Origin of the sequence: Ensifer sp. ZNC0028, assembly GCF_000799055.1 — a bacterium.
Classification (GTDB): Bacteria; Pseudomonadota; Alphaproteobacteria; order Rhizobiales; family Rhizobiaceae; genus Ensifer.
Genome location: NZ_JTLA01000105.1, coordinates 1 through 16,472 on the forward strand (window position 1 = coordinate 1; position 16,472 = coordinate 16,472).

The window sequence follows — 16,472 nt, forward strand, 5'->3', positions numbered from 1 at the left end:
ACAGCCGCGGGTCGAGCCGCAAGTCCGGTCGCAGCCCCCGGCGCAGGCCCAACCTCAACCCCAGACCCAGACACCGCCGCAGAACCAGCCACAGGCCCCGGCAACGGGTCGTCGGGAGCCCGGCTTTGCCGCTGACGCGCCGCGTCAGGCGGCGAGCGACGGCGGTCTCGGTGGTCTCGGCGGTCTGCGCGCCGATCGTGACGGTCCAGTGGTGTCGACGCGCGCAGCGGCCGAGAGCACGGCGGATGCTGGCGAAGCGGCGGGCCTTGCGCCGACGGTCCGCGGAGATACGCGCAAGCGCCGGCGCAAGCGCAGCCGCTTTTTGTCTTTCACCATGGTGGTCCTCACGCTTGCAGCCGCAGTCGGGGCCGCCGCCTGGTGGGTGCAGACAAATGATCTCCTGAAATCCGCCGCCGAGCGCGACACCAATGTCGCCAATCCTCCGGCATCGGTTGCCTCCGAAAACTTCGATGGCGCCGCCGGATTGCAGACGCTGGGTGCCCAGCAGGGATTCACCGGTGATTGGGTGGAGGTCTTCAAGCCGACGGAAACCGGCGCGATCGCGCCCGGGGCGCAGGCAAAGGTCGAGCCTGTGGACGACGAAGGCGGGCGGCGTGTCTTGTTGACCTCGCAAGTCGCCGACGCGGCTGGGGACATCACCATCGAGATCCCGGCCGCCGTTCTCGCCGAACTCTCCGGCAAGACGTCGACCCTGGCGCTGACCGTGCAGGCGGAGCCCGGCAAGACCACGGAGTTTGCCGTCGAGTGCAATTTCTCCTCGCTCGGCGAATGCGGCCGTTACCGCTTCACCGTGCATGACGAGCGGATCGACATGCTGTTCAAGGTCACCTTCGACCGCAGTCTGGCGCCGAGTTCGCCCGGCCAGATCGTGATCAACAGCGATATCACCGGCGAGGGCAACAGCCTCAACCTCTACGCCATCCGCGTCCTGCCGGGGCAATAAGACCGGTCGCCAAGGCTTTTCGAGACAGGGCGGCAGGAAAACCTGCCGGCCGCTCAGCTTTGCCGGCTCTGAGGGGGCCAGCGTCTATTTCAGGAAGCCGTGGCCGGATCCCACGATCTTGTCGTCGATCTCGCCGATCGCACCCTTGTCCTTGCCGTCGTAATCGAGCGAATGCAGGATGTGGCGGATCAGGTTGAGCCGGGCCCGCCGCTTGTCGTTACCGCGCACCACCGTCCAGGGCGCATGATCCGTGTGGGTCGCCTTCAGCATCTCGTCGCGCTTGGCGGTGTAATCGTCCCATTTGTTGAGCGCCGCGATGTCCATCGGCGACAGCTTCCAGATCTTCAACGGGTCGTGGCGGCGATCGTGGAAGCGCTTGAGCTGCATCTCGCGGCCGATATTGATCCAGAATTTGAAGAACTGGATGCCCTCGTGCACGATCATCTTTTCGAAGCGGGGAACCTGCTTCAGGAACTGTTTGTGCTCTTCGGGCGTGCAGAAGCCCATGACCGGTTCGACGCCGGCGCGGTTGTACCAGGAGCGGTCGAACAGCACGAATTCGCCAGCCGTCGGCATCGTCGCGACATAACGCTGGAAATACCATTGGCCGTGCTCGGTTTCGGTCGGCTTGGTCAGCGCGACGACGCGCGCCCAGCGGGGGTTGAGGTTGTCCATGGTCGCATGGATCGCACCGCCCTTGCCGGCGGCGTCCCGGCCCTCGAACAGCGCCATCATGCGCTTGCCGGTCTTCTGCTGCCAGAGCTGGACCTTGACCAGCTCCACCTGAAGCGCTTCCAGCGTCTCGGTGTACTCGTCCTCGTCGAGCTTCTTCTTGTAGGGATAGTCGTCGGAGGAAAAGGACGCGTCGTCGATCCACTTCGGCAACTCGGGATTGTCGATGTCGAAAACGCGGCTCTTGCCGTCGATTTCGAGTTCCACTGCGCGGTTCTCGGCCTTGTCCGTTGTTTCCGTCGACGCCATCGGTTCGCCCTTTCGGCTTGGCGCACGGGCCCGAAAACCGGCCTCGATCATCGGAAGGATCATGCGCGTTTTCAAACTTTCGGGCCCGCGCCTGCCGTCTGATGAAGAAGGCGCTCGCGACCCGATTTCGTTGGAGGAGGCCATAATTGCGTTGCGGATTCAAGCCGGTCGTGAAAATCATGTCATGAAGGATCGCTATTCCTCGACCATTTTGGTCCGGGAGGAAAAGAAAGTGATTCACGAGGATGTCGAGGTGGACGGTTCGAAAGCGTTCTGGCGGAACCTGGTTCCGCGATTGAAAGCAGAGCGCTGGCTGCTGGGACTGACCGTGCTGCTGGCGATCCTTGCGACCGTCGCGGGCATTCATTTCCTCATTGTCCTGCCCTTCTGGATCGTTCTCGTCGCCGCCTTGCTCAACCGTAGCGCGCCGGCCTCGGTGATCCTGAGTCCGGCCAAGGCGGTGGTTGCTGCCGGCCCGGCGAGCGATCCCCTCGTGCCGGCATTGAACGCACTCGACATGCCGGTTCTGGTGATTGCCGCCGACGAGACGGTGGTCTTCCAGAACATCGCCGCCGAGAAGGCCTTCGGGACCATCCCGCCAAACACCTATCTCGCCGCTCGGGTGCGCTCGCCCGGCATCCTCGACATGGTCCGCGAGACGATGGCGACCGGCAAGGCGAACCAGATCGAGCATAACGAACAGTTGCCGTCCGACGCCGTCTATGTCGTGCGCGTCGCTCCGGCTGAGATTCCGGGCGACGGGCCGGTCAAGCGGATCTTCCTGCTGACCTATCGCGATATCTCCCAGGCGCGCCGCATCGACCGCATGCGCTCTGACTTCGTCGCCAATGCCAGCCACGAGCTGCGCACGCCGCTGGCATCCTTGCGCGGCTTCATCGAAACCCTCCAGGGGCCGGCTCGCAACGATCTGAAGGCGCAGGAAAAGTTCTTCGGCATCATGCACGAGCAGGCGACGCGCATGAGCCGGCTCGTCGACGATCTGCTGTCGCTGTCGCGGCTGGAGCTGCGCTCGCACATCGCGCCCGATGATCCGGTCGACCTGGCGCCGCTGCTCGGGCATGTCCGCGACAGCCTGCTGCCGCTGGCGAAGGATCTGGATGTCACGGTCTCGCTCGTCGTGCCGGACAAGCCCGTGGTCGTCCGCGGCGAACGCGACGAGCTCATCGAGGTCTTCGAGAACCTGATCGAGAATGCCTGCAAGTACGGCCAGGAAGGCAAGAAGGTGGACGTCACCTTGCGCGGCGGCGAGGGCGGCGAGGCTGAAGTCGTCGTCAAGGACTATGGCCCGGGCATTCCGGCCGAACATGTGCCGCGCATCACCGAGCGGTTTTACCGGGTCAATGTCGAAGCCAGCCGCTCGAAGAAGGGCACCGGCCTTGGCCTTGCCATTGCCAAGCACATTCTTACGCGCCACCGCGCCCGCCTCCTCATCCATTCCGAGGTCGGTAAAGGTACGACTTTTACGGTCCGCTTCTGACATATTGGCGCGGGAAAACCCGGGACCGTTTATTTTTCATTAGCATTTTCAATGACATGAGCTGTCATAAATGTTTCGTCAAACTGACATAAAAGGTGTGGCCATCGGCAGCTAGTTAGGGGCAGCCGATAAGACGGCGAAGAGCGCTGCAACGCTTGGCGCACACCAACACAAGCCCATTCCGGGAGAACTTTTATGAAAGCTCTTAAACTCACTGTCGCGGCGCTGGTAGCTTCGGCCGCATTTGCCGGCGCAGCCGCCGCTCGCGATCAGGTTCAGGTCGCTGGCTCCTCGACCGTTCTTCCCTACGCCAAGATCGTCGCCGAGACGTTCGGCGAGACCTTCCCCGACTTCAAGACCCCGGTCGTCGAATCCGGCGGCTCCTCCGCTGGCCTGAAGGAATTCTGCAAGGGCGTCGGCCCGGACACCATCGACATCGCCAACTCCTCGCGCAAGATCAAGGACAGCGAAGTCGAGGCCTGCAAGGCCGCTGGCGTCACCGAAATCCAGGAAGTGAAGATCGGTTATGACGGCATCGTCTTTGCGACCGACGCCGGCAATGCCGACCTCGCCCTGAAGCCGGAAGACCTCTACAAGGCGCTTGCTGCTGAAGTCGTCGTCGACGGCAAGGTCGTCGCCAACCCCTACAAGAAGTGGTCCGAAGTCAACGCCGCTCTGCCGGCCGTCGAAATCGCCGCTTACATCCCGGGTGAAAAGCACGGCACCCGCGAAGTCTTCGAAGAAAAGATCCTCGCTGCAGGCTGCAAGGACGCTGGCGCCGTTGACGTGATCAAGGCTGCCGTTGCCGATGAAAAGCAGCAGCACAGCAAGTGCGTCGCAGTCCGCAAGGACGGCCTGGCTGTCGACATCGACGGCGACTACACCGAAACGCTCGCTCGCATTGCTGCCAACAAGAACGGCATCGGCGTGTTCGGCCTGTCCTTCTACGAAAACAACGCCGACAAGCTGAAGGTCGCGACCGTCAACGGCATCGTACCGTCGACCGAAACGATCGCTTCCGGCGAGTATCCGGTTTCCCGCCCGCTGTACTTCTACGTCAAGAAGGCACATCTCGGCGTTATCCCGGGCCTCAAGGAATATGTTGAGTTCTTCCTCGACGATCAGATGATCGGCCCGGAAAGCCCGCTCGCCGAATACGGCCTGGTTGCCGCTCCGGACGCTGAGCGCGAAGAAATCCGCAAGGCTTTCTCTGCCGGCAACATGCTCTGATAACGACAAGCCCCGGCGCGATGTCTTCGCGCCGGGGCATGCCTTCATTCGATTTGCCGGCACCCATGACGGGCGATGCCGGGGAGACGTGCGGATGAGTACTTCGCTCCTTCTTTTGCTCATTATTGTTATTGGTTTCATTGCTTATTTTGCAGGCCGCGCCCGTTCGCTGGCGCAGTCCGGCGGCAAGCTCTCCAACCTTCATTCTCTGCCGGGCTATCACGGTAGCTACGTCGCCATCTGGGCGATGCTTCCGGCCGCACTCGTTCTCGGCACTTGGCTGTTCGCCGCTCCCGTTTACATCGACGGAAGCACGCGCGCGGCCCTGCCGGATACCGTCCAGAGCCAGGGCCCTGCCGCCGTGCAGCTCGCGCTCGGTCAGGTCAAGTCCGTTGCCGGTGGTCTTCTGCGTCTGAGCGGCGAAGAACTCGCAGCGCTCGAGAGTGGCTCTGCCAATCTGCGCGCGACGCTCGCCTCCAAGGGCGTTGCCCTTGCCGGTGAAGGCGACCCCTACATGGTCACCGTCGCCAAGCACTTCAATGCGATGACCGCGACCAACCGCTGGCTGATGACAGCCGCCGTTCTGCTGATCGCGATCGCCGGCGGCGTCTACGCCATCCGCAATGTCGCGACCCGCTTCCGCGCCCGCAACCAGGTCGAGCGCGTCATTCTCGGCTCGCTGATCGTCGCATCCTCCATCGCCATCCTGACGACGGTCGGCATCGTCGCCTCGATGCTTTCGGAAGCCGGCCGCTTCTTCACCATGGTCTCGCCGTTCGAGTTCTTCTTCGGCACGGTCTGGGATCCGCGCTTTGCGGCTGCCGGCAGCGGCGGCGCTTCGGGCCAGTTCGGCCTGATCCCGCTCCTCGCCGGTACGCTCTATATCGCCTTCGTCGCCATGCTCTTCGCCGTGCCGATCGGCCTCTTTGCGGCGATCTACATGGCGGAATATGCAAGCCCGCGCCTGCGCTCCACCGCAAAGCCGCTGCTCGAAGTGCTCGCCGGCATTCCGACCATCGTCTACGGTTTCTTTGCGCTGGTGACGGTTGGTCCGTTCCTGCGCGATATCTCGGCGCAGATGAACGGTCTCATGACCGGCAACTACCAGAACTTCATCCAGGCACAGAGCGTGCTGACGGCCGGCATCGTCATGGGCATCATGCTGATCCCGTTCGTGTCGTCGCTGTCGGACGACATCATCACCCAGGTGCCGCGGGCCCTGCGTGACGGCTCGCTCGGCCTTGGCGCCACCCGCTCGGAAACGGTCAAGAAGGTGATCCTTCCCGCCGCTCTTCCCGGCATCGTCGGCGCGCTGCTGCTGACCGCCTCGCGCGCCGTCGGCGAGACCATGATCGTGGTGCTGGCAGCCGGTGTCGCGGCCCGCATGCAGATCAATCCTTTCGAGCCGATGACGACGGTGACGGTGAAGATCGTCAACCAGCTGACCGGTGACCTTGAGTTCACCTCGCCGCAGACGCTGGTGGCCTTCGCGCTGGGCATCACGCTCTTCGTTATCACGCTCGGCCTCAACATTTACGCGCTCTACATCGTGCGCAAATACCGGGAACAGTACGAATGACCGACATCGCTTCCCCGACCGTCCGGATCTCCGCCCGTCCCGCATCCGCCAAGCGCGATATCGGCATCAAGCGTCGCTATGCTGCCGAACGCCGTTTCCGCTTCTACGGCATGGCCGCGATCAGCACCGGTCTCTTCTTCCTGGCTTTGCTGCTGTGGACCGTCTTTTCCAACGGCTACACCGCATTCCAGCAGACGACGATCACGCTGCCGATCGAGTTCACCGAAAAGGTCGTCGACCCCAAGGGCGAACGCGCGACCGACGGCAAGGTGCTGATGACCGCCAACTATCCGCTGCTGGTGCGCGATGCGCTCGTCAAGCAGCTCGGCATCGACGCCACCAAGCGGCCGCAGGTCAAGCAGGCGACCGACATGGTTTCCGCCAGCTCCCGCACGCTGCTGCGCGACATGGTCGTCGCCGACCCGTCGATCATCGGCAAGACGGTTCCCGTCACGCTGCTGGCCGAAGCCAACATCGACTCCGCCTTCAAGGGCCAGATCGATCTCTCGGTCGATGAGGGCAAGCGCAAGGTCAAGGACCAGCAGGTCACCTGGATGAACGAACTGGCAAGCGCCGGCATCCTGAAGAAGAGCTTCAACACCGGCATCTTCACCTTCGGTGCCTCCAGCCGCCCTGAAGCGGCAGGCGTCGGCGTCGCTGCCCTCGGCTCGCTCTACATGATGCTGATCGTGCTGGTGCTGTCGCTTCCGATCGGCGTCGCCGCCTCGATCTACCTTGAGGAGTTTGCGCCGAAGAACCGGCTGACCGACCTGATCGAGGTCAACATCAACAACCTGGCGGCCGTTCCGTCGATCGTCTACGGTCTCTTGGGCCTTGCCGTCTTCATCAACTTCGCCGGCATGCCGCGTTCGGCAGCCGTCGTCGGCGGCTTCGTGCTGACGCTGATGACGCTTCCGACGATCATCATCGCCACCCGTGCGGCATTGAAGGCCGTCCCGCCGTCGATCCGCTCGGCGGCCCTCGGGCTCGGCGCGTCGAAGATGCAGACCATCTTCCACCACGTGCTGCCGCTGGCGATGCCCGGCATCCTGACCGGCACCATCATCGGTCTTGCCCATGCGCTCGGCGAAACCGCGCCGCTGCTCCTGATCGGCATGGTTGCCTTCGTCGTCGATTTTCCCGGTTCGCCGATGGAACCGTCGACGGCGCTGCCGGTGCAGATCTACATGTGGGCCAACGAGGCGGAACGCGCCTTCGTCGAGCGCACCTCTGGCGCAATCATCATTCTTCTCATCTTCCTGGTCGTCATGAACCTTGGAGCCATTCTGTTGCGACGTCGCTTTGAGCGCCGCTGGTAGTGAGGTAATTACTATGAACATCATGTCAGAAGCAGCAGTCGAGAAGGCCCTGGATCAGAAAATGAACACCGTGCCCTACAAGATGATCGGCAAGGATGTGTCGGTCTATTACGGCGAGAAGCGCGCGCTTTTCGACGTCAACCTCAACATCCGCGAGAACACCGTCACGGCGCTGATCGGTCCTTCGGGTTGCGGCAAGTCGACCTTCCTGCGCACGCTGAACCGCATGAACGACACGATCGAGAACTGCCGCGTCACCGGCAAGATCACGCTCGACGAGGACGACATCTACGACCCGACGATCGACGTCGTCGAACTGCGCGCCCGCGTCGGCATGGTCTTCCAGAAGCCGAACCCGTTCCCGAAGTCGATCTACGACAACGTCGCCTACGGTCCGCGCATCCACGGACTTGCCCGCACCAAGGCCGACTTTGACGAGGTGGTCGAGACCAGCCTGCAGAAGGCCGGTCTGTGGAACGAGGTAAAGGATCGTCTGCAGGAGCCGGGCACTGGCCTTTCCGGTGGTCAGCAGCAGCGCCTCTGCATCGCCCGTGCCGTCGCCGTCAGCCCGGAAGTGATCCTGATGGACGAGCCCTGTTCGGCGCTCGACCCGATTGCGACCGCCAAGGTCGAGGAACTCATCCACGAACTGCGCACGAACTTCACGATTGTCATCGTGACCCATTCGATGCAGCAGGCCGCCCGCGTTTCGCAGCGCACCGCAATGTTCCACCTCGGCAATCTCGTCGAGGAGAACGACACCGACAAGATGTTCACCAATCCGGATGACCAGCGCACCCAGGATTACATCATGGGCCGCTTCGGCTGAGGCCGCATAAGGCTGCAACAGTAACTGCAAAGCGCCCGTAAGGATCGACGATCATGTCCATGCATATCATGTCCGCCTATGACGAAGAACTGAAGTACCTGACGCGCCGCATCTCGGAGATGGGCGGTCTCGCCGAGCAGATGGTCGCTGAATCCGTTCGCGCGCTGGTCAATTCCGACCTCGCTCTCGCGCAGAAGGTGATCTCGGACGACACCGTTCTCGACGACGCCGAGCGCCAGATCGGCGAGAAGGCGATCGTCACCATCGCCAAGCGCCAGCCGGTCGCCGCCGACCTGCGCGAGATCATGGGGTCGATCCGCATCGCCTCCGATCTGGAGCGCGTCGGCGATCTCGGCAAGAACACCGCCAAGCGCGTGATCGCGGTCGCCGGATCCGGCATTCCGCGCAAGCTCGCCCGCGGCCTGGAGCACCTGGCAGAGCTGGCTCTCGTCCAGCTCAAGGAAGTGCTCGACGTGTACGCCTCGCGCTCGCCGGAGAAGGCCAACAGCATCCGCGAGCGCGACGAGGAGATCGATGCGATCTACACCTCGCTGTTCCGCGAACTGCTGACCTACATGATGGAAGATCCGCGCAACATCACGCCCTGCACGCATCTTCTGTTCTGCGCCAAGAACATCGAGCGCATCGGCGACCACGCGACCAACATCGCCGAGACGATCTATTACATGGCGACGGGTGCCCAGCCGGAAGGCGAGCGCCCGAAGGATGACACCACGTCGACGCTGGGCTCGGTCAACGACTGAGCGCCGAGCGCGCCGTAAGCATGCATGCCCTTTGAAATCTGATCCGGTCGCGGCTTCGGTCGCGGCCCCGAATTCCTGTATCTGAAGCACGCGGTTTTCGCCCCGCCTTTGAAATTGGCGGACGTGCTCCAGATTTAGAGTGTCTGAGCGCCGGCCGGGCCGATGAGCCCAAGGGTCGCCCGCGGTAAGGAGACGTTACCTGATGTTGCCAAAAATCGCCGTAGTCGAAGACGAAGAGGCGCTGAGCGTTCTGCTGCGTTACAATCTGGAAGCCGAGGGCTTCGACGTCGACACGATCCTGAGGGGCGACGAGGCGGAGATCCGGCTTCAGGAGCGGCTGCCCGACCTGCTCATCCTCGACTGGATGCTGCCCGGTGTTTCCGGCATCGAGCTTTGCCGCCGGCTGCGCCAGCGCCCGGAGACGGAGCGCCTGCCGATCATCATGCTGACGGCGCGCGGCGAGGAAAGCGAGCGCGTCCGGGGGTTGGCGACCGGCGCCGACGACTATGTGGTCAAGCCATTCTCCACGCCGGAGCTGATGGCGCGCGTCAAGGCGATGCTGCGCCGGGCAAAGCCCGAGGTCCTGTCGACGCTGCTTCGCTGCGGCGACATCGAACTCGACCGCGAGACCCATCGCGTTCACCGCCGCAGCCGCGAAGTGCGCCTCGGCCCGACCGAGTTTCGTCTTCTGGAGTTCTTGATGTCCTCGCCGGGCCGCGTCTTCTCGCGCTCGCAGCTTCTGGATGGCGTCTGGGGCCATGACATCTATGTCGACGAACGCACCGTCGACGTGCATGTCGGTCGCCTGCGCAAGGCTCTGAATTTCTCGAACATGCCCGACGTCATCCGCACCGTTCGCGGCGCTGGCTATTCGCTCGAAAGCTGACAGATCCGGAAATCTCCAACAAAAAAGGGGCCGATCGGCCCCTTTTTTATTGATGCTGTCCGGCTTCTTAGCGGGCCCTGCGGCGCTCGCCCGACGGCTGGTAGGCCAGCCGCGCATGGAAGGTGCAGTAAGGCGACGATTCCGGGGAATCGTTGCCGCAGAAGTGAAACTCTTCCTTCAGCGGGTCGCCGATCGGCCACTTGCAGGTGCGCTCGGTGAGCTGGGTCAGCTCGAGGCGGCGCGACATCGGCACGACAACGTCGGTCCGGGTGCTGAAATCCTGCTCGGCAACGAGATCGACTTCGATTTCTTCCTTGAGAACGACAGCGCCGGCCGTGCGTGCAACCGGGCGGGCCGAAACGCGCGAAGCGTAGTTCGGCGCACGCGGTGCCGAGGTCGGGCGCTTCGGACGGGCCGCCGTCGTGGTGCTACCGCCGGCCTTGGCGCGACCTGGCAGGCTCAGGCGGTGAACCTTGCCGATGACAGCGTTACGGCTGACGCCGCCGAGCTGTGCCGCGATCTGGCTCGCGCTCAGGCCCTCGGACCAAAGCTTCTTCAGTTTCTCCACCCGCTCGTCAGTCCAGTTCATTTCTGCACTCTCCGTTCTCAGCGTTGGGGATGGCAGAATCCCTCACCGCACCCCGGCTGAACCCCGGGGTTGCAAACGCGATAACTCTTTTGGTGACTAGGTCCGCCGCATGCGTCTAGTAATTGAATGTTAACGTACTGACCGCTGGACTCTGTGGCAAGAGTCCCGGGAATCAGGCCGAATCGATTTCGTAGTTTTCCCCAACTTGCTCGGCCGGCGTTGCAATTTTGGCAAGCCCTCCCGGACGATTTTTCTGCTGCCAGGAATCGACCCTTCATGTTGCGCTGCAAGGCTTGGTTTTGTTGACATTGCAGCGCGAAATGGGAATAGTGCCTGCGCCGCCGAAAGGCGGCATTTTTGATTTTTATCGGCCCGCGTGAGGCGCGGGATCGATGTCGATCTGGAGTGAAGGAGAGCCTCGCATGACTGCAACAACGCCGCTTTACGATACCTACATGCGCGCGCCGTTGCGTTTCGAGCGAGGAGAGGGCGCCTGGCTGATCGCTGAAGACGGGACGCGTTATCTCGATTTCGGCGCCGGTGTTGCCGTGAATTCGCTTGGCCACGCGCATCCCCACCTCGTCGAAGCGCTGAAGGCGCAGGCCGACAAGGTTTGGCACCTGTCCAACCTCTATGAGATTGCGGGCCAGGAAAGCCTCGGTCGCCGGCTGACCGCAGTCACCTTTGCCGACAAGGTGTTCTTCACCAATTCCGGCGCAGAGGCGCTGGAATGCGCCATCAAGACGGCACGGCGTTACCACTTCTCCAAGGGTCACCCGGAGAAATTCCACGTCATCACCTTCGAGGGGGCTTTCCACGGCCGCACGATCGCGACGATCGCCGCCGGCGGTCAGCAGAAATACATCGAAGGTTTCGGTCCGAAAGCGCCGGGCTTCTACCAGGTCCCGTTCGGCGACATCGCTGCCGTCAAGAATGCGATCACCGAGGAAACCGCAGCGATCCTGATCGAGCCGATCCAGGGCGAGGGCGGTATCCGCCCGGCGACCAAGGAGTTCATGCAGGAACTGCGCGCGCTTTGCGACGAGTTCGGCCTGCTCCTGATCCTGGACGAGGTTCAGACCGGCGTCGGCCGTACCGGCAAGCTGTTTGCCTATGAATGGGCCGACATCCGCCCGGATATCATGGCGGTCGCCAAGGGCATCGGCGGGGGCTTCCCGTTCGGCGCGTGCCTGGCGACCGAGGAAGCCGCATCTGGCATGGTGGCGGGCACGCACGGCTCCACCTATGGCGGCAATCCGCTGGCCATGGCCGTCGGCAATGCCGTGCTCGACGTCGTTCTGGCCGACGGGTTCCTCACGCATGTGCGCGATGTCGCGCTGGTCTTCCGCCAGGGTCTTGCGTCGCTCAAGGACCGTTTCCCTGATGTCATCGAGGAGATCCGAGGCGACGGTCTGATGCTGGGCATCAAGGTGAAGGGCCCTTCGGCCGATCTGCTGAAGGAAATTCGCGCGGAGAAGCTTCTGGCTGTGCCGGCCGGCGAAAACGTACTGCGTTTGCTGCCGCCGCTGACGATCACGGCCGAGGAGGCCCGCGAGGGCCTGGCACGTATCGAACGCGCCGCCGAGGCGGTTCGCAAGGCAAGCGGCAACGCCGCGGCCTGAAGGTAGCGACCCAAGGCCGACTATGGCGCTAGAATGACCTTCGTGCGAGCACGTATATGGCGTGCCGCACCGGGGATCGATTTTTCAGACAGGAACCGAGTACGATGGCAGGCACCAGACATTTTCTCGATCTTTCGGCCATGACGGCCGCCGACCTCCGGACGATCATCGACGATGCGCGCGTCCGAAAGGCGGCGACCAAGGCCGGAACCGCCGAGAAGCCGCTCGCCGGCAAGATGCTGGCGATGATCTTCGAAAAGCCCTCCACCCGCACCCGCGTTTCCTTCGATGTCGGCATGCGCCAGCTCGGCGGCGAAACCCTGTTTCTGTCGGGCACCGAAATGCAGCTCGGCCGCGCCGAGACGATTGGCGACACGGCCAAGGTCCTGTCGCGTTACGTCGACGCCATCATGATCCGCACCACCGACCACCGCCGTCTTCTGGAGCTGGCCGAACATGCGACGGTCCCCGTCATCAACGGCCTGACCGACGATACCCACCCGTGCCAGATCATGGCCGATATTCTCACCTTCGAGGAGCATCGCGGCCCGGTGAAGGGCAAGACGATTGCCTGGACCGGCGACGGCAACAACGTTCTGCATTCGCTGATCGAAGGTTCCGCCCGTTTCGGCTATCGCATGAACATGGCCGTGCCGCTCGGCTCCGAGCCGCAGGACAAGTTCCTGAATTGGGCGCGCAACAATGGCGGCGAGGTCCTCTTGTGTCATGATGCCGAGCAGGCCGTCGCCGACGCCAATTGCGTCGTGACCGACACGTGGATTTCGATGAACCAGGAACATCGCGCCCGCGGCCACAACGTCTTCCAGCCCTACCAGGTCAACGAGGCGCTGATGAAGCGTGCGGCCTCCGATGCGCTGTTCATGCACTGCCTGCCGGCGCACCGCGGCGAAGAGGTGACCGACGATGTGATCGACGGCCCGCAGTCCGTGGTCTTCGACGAGGCGGAAAACCGGCTGCACGCACAGAAGTCGGTCATTGCCTGGTGCATGGGGCTCGTCTGAGCCGGCTGCCCGGTCGCGCGCGACGGCGGCGAAGAGGCTTCAGTGCGCTCCGCCGAGCGTGCGCCGTATAGGGGCGTGTGCACCGCACTTGACATTGTCCACGTGCGACACGATTTAGGCGGCATACGGGCGCTCCTGAAAGTAGTGAGCGCGCAACCGTCGAGGTGGTGCGTTGCTATGGCGGCGGCACATACCTGGTGGACAATCCGTTTATCGCGGGATCAACTGAGACAGCGAGCACGTTGCGCGGGGATAGCAATATCTCTGGTGCAGCTTGGTGGCTGAAGGCAAGGAGCAAGACATGACCGACATGACGCCAGGGCTTGGTGAGTTCGACTTTGCCGGTGACGATCACGTCGTGCCTTTCCAGGTGGAAGGCCTCGACGTGCGCGGCCGCGCCGTGCAGCTCGGCCCGATGCTGGACGCAATCCTCGAGCGCCACAACTATCCGCTTCCGGTTGCGCGCCTGGTTGCTGAAACCGTCGTGCTCACTGTGTTGCTCGGGACCTCGCTGAAGTTTGAAGGCAAGCTGATCGTCCAGACCCAGGGCGATGGCCCCGTCGATCTGGTGGTCGCCGATTTCTCGACGCCGGATCGCGTGCGCGCCTATGCCCGCTACGATCAGGAAGCACTTGCGGCTGCCGAAAAGGACGGCCGGACCCTTTCGCACGAGTTGCTCGGAAAGGGCGTGCTCGCCTTCACCATCGACCAGGGCGCCCATACCCAGCGTTACCAGGGTATCGTTGCGCTCGACGGAGCGACGCTGGAAGAAATCGCCGGCGTCTATTTCCGTCAGTCGGAGCAGATCCCGACCAAGGTGCGCCTGGGCGTGGCCGAGCTTCTCGATCGCGACGAAAACGGCAAGCCGCGGCATCGCTGGCGCGCCGGCGGCATGGTCGCGCAGTTCCTGCCCGAAGCACCGGAGCGCATGCGCCAGCCCGACCTCTCGGGCGGCGACGGCGATGACGGCGAAAGCGCGTTCGAGGACGACGATCTCTGGGCTGAAGCCAAGGTGATGGTCGAAACGATCGACATGGACGAGTTGACCGATCCGATGGTCGGAACCGAGCGGCTGCTCTATCGCCTGTTCCACGAGCGCGGCGTCCGCGTCTATGAACCGCAGGCGGTCTATGACCGTTGCAGCTGCTCGCGCGAAAAGCTTCAGTCGGTGTTGTCGAACCTGAGCACGGACGACCTCGAAAGCACCATCGACGATGGCGAAGTCAAGGTTACCTGCGAGTTCTGCTCGACGACCTATCGCTTCGAAGCTAGCGAGGTGCGCCCGCAGTAGCGGGCGCCTCCGGTCGACTGGCCGCGAGTTAGAGCGACGTCAGTGAAGGACAGGCTGTTCCGGATTGGCTTCAGTTCAGGGTGCGCACGAGCCCGGGTGAATCGAGCGAGAAGGCGGGGATGGCCACGTTGAACGTCTCTCCGCCTTCCGATTCCATGCTGTAGTGACCGAACATCACGCCCGAGGGCGTATCCAGCGGGCATCCGGACGAATACTCATAGGTATCGCCGGGATTGAGCAGCGGCTGCTCGCCGATGACGCCCGGACCGCTGACCTCGTCGACTTGCCCATTCTCATCGGTAATGTGCCAGTAGCGCGTCATCAACCGCACGGTCGCGTCCGAGTGGTTTGAGATGACGATGCGATAGCCCCAGACATAACGGCCGTCATCGGGATCCGACTGTTCTTCGAGATAGTACGGCTCCACCGTAACTTCTATGTCGCGGGTCAAAGCGCGATACATGGGCATCACCTTGCTTCAGGTCTTTCAGGGTATTCTACAGCAAGATGGTTTCGTCAAGAATAACGGCAAGATTGTGCGATCCCACGATGGGACGGATGGTCGTGCTGACGGGATCGCGCGGGTGAAACCGGCTTGGCGCCCTGGCGCTGGGCCGCCGGAAACCATCTTGTGACGGCCGGCAAGGGGCGTCGGCCGCCGTTGGTCACGGCGGCCGCGTCTTCGTAAATCAGGCCTTCACCGCCTTCAGCGCGCGGGCGAAATCTTCCACCACGTCGTCGCTGTCCTCGATACCAGCCGAGAAGCGCACGGTGCCGGCTGACATGCCGAGCTCCGTACGGGCCTCGTCGGTCAGGTTCTTGTGCGTGGTCGTGGCCGGATGGGTGATCAGGCTCTTGCTGTCGCCGAGGTTGTTGGAGATGCGCACGATCTCCAGCGCATTCTGCAGCGCGAAGGCAGCGTCCTTGCCGCCCTTCAGCTCGAAGGCGACGAGCGTCGAGCCGCCGGTCATCTGCTTGGCGATGATGTCGGCCTGCGGGTGGTCCTTGCGGCCGGGATAGATGACCTTGGCGACCTGCGGTTGTTCCGCCAGGAAGTCTGCGACGCGGCGGGCTGTTTCCGTCTGCTGACGCACGCGCAGTGGCAGCGTCTCGATGCCCTTCAGCAGCGTCCAGGCGTTGAACGGCGACATCGCCGGGCCGGTGTGGCGGAAGTAGTCGTGCAGGTGCTCGTTGATCCATTCCTTGTCGGAAAGCACCACGCCGCCGAGGCAACGGCCCTGGCCGTCGATATGCTTGGTGGCGGAATAGACGACGATATGGGCGCCCAGTTCCAGCGGCTTCTGGAAGAGCGGCGTCGCAAAGACGTTGTCGACGACGACCTTGGCGCCGATCTGGTTGGCGAGCTTGGCGACGCCGGCAATGTCGATGACTTCAAGCGTCGGGTTGGTCGGGCTTTCGAGGAAGAAGACCTTGGTGTTCTTCTGGATCGCCTTTTCCCAGTTGGCGAGATCGCGCCCGTCAACCAGCGTGCACTCGATGCCGTATTTCGGCGCCAGCGTCTCGACCACCCAACGGCAGGAGCCGAAGAGCGCGCGGGCGGCGACGATATGATCGCCGGCCTTCAGCTGGCAGAGGATGGCGGCGGTGACCGCGGCCATGCCCGATGCGGTGGCGCGCGCGTCTTCAGCGCCTTCCAGCATGCACATGCGCTTTTCGAACATGTCGTTGGTCGGGCTGCCGTAGCGGGCGTAGATGAAACCTTCGGTCTCGCCCTTGAAGCGCGCCTCGGCGGCTTCAGAGGTCTCGTAGACGAAGCCCTGGGTGAGGAAGATCGCTTCGGAGGTCTCGCCGTGCTGGGAGCGGGTCGTGCCGCCATGGACCAGTTGCGTTGCGGGGCGCCAGTTTTTGCTCATGTGACGATCACTTTCAAAAACAAA

General features: G+C 63.1%; 15 protein-coding genes. 11 read left to right on the forward strand and 4 right to left on the reverse strand.

Annotated elements, in window-relative coordinates:
* A partial coding sequence (locus tag L981_RS35235) for a hypothetical protein (RefSeq protein ID WP_052201997.1) occupies positions 1–964 on the forward strand: 964 nt, incomplete at its 5' end.
* 84 nt (positions 965–1,048) lie between these two features.
* Here L981_RS35235 and ppk2 read toward each other — a convergent pair.
* Positions 1,049–1,945, reverse strand: coding sequence for a polyphosphate kinase 2 (gene ppk2 / locus L981_RS24320; RefSeq protein ID WP_043622436.1), 897 nt, complete (start codon positions 1,943–1,945; stop codon positions 1,049–1,051).
* A 232-nt stretch (positions 1,946–2,177) separates the two neighbouring features.
* On the opposite strand from ppk2, the gene phoR reads away from it, so the two are divergent.
* From phoR to phoB, 7 genes are all read left to right on the forward strand, one after another.
* Positions 2,178–3,443, forward strand: a complete 1,266-nt coding sequence (phoR, locus tag L981_RS24325) for a phosphate regulon sensor histidine kinase PhoR (protein WP_043622440.1) — start codon at positions 2,178–2,180, stop codon at positions 3,441–3,443.
* A gap of 195 nt (positions 3,444–3,638) precedes the next feature.
* Entirely contained in the window at positions 3,639–4,673 is a 1,035-nt protein-coding gene (locus L981_RS24330; RefSeq protein ID WP_043622347.1) for a substrate-binding domain-containing protein, read from the forward strand.
* A gap of 94 nt (positions 4,674–4,767) precedes the next feature.
* Positions 4,768–6,252 (forward strand): phosphate ABC transporter permease subunit PstC, encoded by a 1,485-nt coding sequence (gene pstC, locus L981_RS24335; RefSeq protein WP_043622350.1) that lies wholly within the window; start codon positions 4,768–4,770, stop codon positions 6,250–6,252.
* Positions 6,249–7,571, forward strand: coding sequence for a phosphate ABC transporter permease PstA (gene pstA, locus L981_RS24340; RefSeq protein ID WP_043622353.1), 1,323 nt, complete (start codon positions 6,249–6,251; stop codon positions 7,569–7,571). The genes pstC and pstA overlap by 4 nt, the downstream gene beginning before the upstream one ends.
* 13 nt (positions 7,572–7,584) lie before the next feature.
* Complete coding sequence (pstB, locus tag L981_RS24345; protein WP_034797173.1) at positions 7,585–8,400, forward strand: phosphate ABC transporter ATP-binding protein PstB; 816 nt, start codon at positions 7,585–7,587, stop codon at positions 8,398–8,400.
* Positions 8,401–8,450: 50 nt separating this feature from the next.
* Positions 8,451–9,164, forward strand: a complete 714-nt coding sequence (gene phoU, locus L981_RS24350) for a phosphate signaling complex protein PhoU (protein WP_089043230.1) — start codon at positions 8,451–8,453, stop codon at positions 9,162–9,164.
* A gap of 202 nt (positions 9,165–9,366) precedes the next feature.
* The gene (phoB, locus tag L981_RS24355) at positions 9,367–10,050 is read left to right on the forward strand and encodes a phosphate regulon transcriptional regulator PhoB (protein WP_034797168.1); all 684 of its coding nucleotides are present in this window, start codon (positions 9,367–9,369) and stop codon (positions 10,048–10,050) included.
* 67 nt (positions 10,051–10,117) lie between these two features.
* Here the strand turns inward: phoB and L981_RS24360 are convergent, their stop codons facing one another.
* A complete protein-coding gene (locus tag L981_RS24360) occupies positions 10,118–10,639 on the reverse strand; it encodes a GcrA family cell cycle regulator (RefSeq protein WP_043622357.1) in 522 nt (173 codons plus the stop codon).
* Between the two features lie 422 nt (positions 10,640–11,061).
* Here L981_RS24360 and L981_RS24365 point away from each other — a divergent pair, with 422 nt between their 5' ends.
* From L981_RS24365 to L981_RS24375, 3 genes are all read left to right on the forward strand, one after another.
* Complete coding sequence (locus L981_RS24365; protein ID WP_043622361.1) at positions 11,062–12,261, forward strand: aspartate aminotransferase family protein; 1,200 nt, start codon at positions 11,062–11,064, stop codon at positions 12,259–12,261.
* Positions 12,262–12,365: 104 nt separating this feature from the next.
* Positions 12,366–13,283 carry an ornithine carbamoyltransferase gene (argF, locus tag L981_RS24370; protein WP_043622364.1) on the forward strand — a complete coding sequence of 306 codons (918 nt, stop codon included), beginning with the start codon at positions 12,366–12,368 and terminating at the stop codon, positions 13,281–13,283.
* A 301-nt stretch (positions 13,284–13,584) separates the two neighbouring features.
* Positions 13,585–14,574 carry an Hsp33 family molecular chaperone gene (locus L981_RS24375; protein WP_043622368.1) on the forward strand — a complete coding sequence of 330 codons (990 nt, stop codon included), beginning with the start codon at positions 13,585–13,587 and terminating at the stop codon, positions 14,572–14,574.
* 70 nt (positions 14,575–14,644) lie between these two features.
* Here L981_RS24375 and apaG read toward each other — a convergent pair whose 3' ends face one another.
* Positions 14,645–15,037 (reverse strand): Co2+/Mg2+ efflux protein ApaG, encoded by a 393-nt coding sequence (gene apaG / locus L981_RS24380; RefSeq protein ID WP_043622371.1) that lies wholly within the window; start codon positions 15,035–15,037, stop codon positions 14,645–14,647.
* A gap of 226 nt (positions 15,038–15,263) precedes the next feature.
* Complete coding sequence (locus tag L981_RS24385; protein ID WP_043622374.1) at positions 15,264–16,448, reverse strand: O-succinylhomoserine sulfhydrylase; 1,185 nt, start codon at positions 16,446–16,448, stop codon at positions 15,264–15,266.
* Positions 16,449–16,472 lie beyond the last annotated feature (24 nt).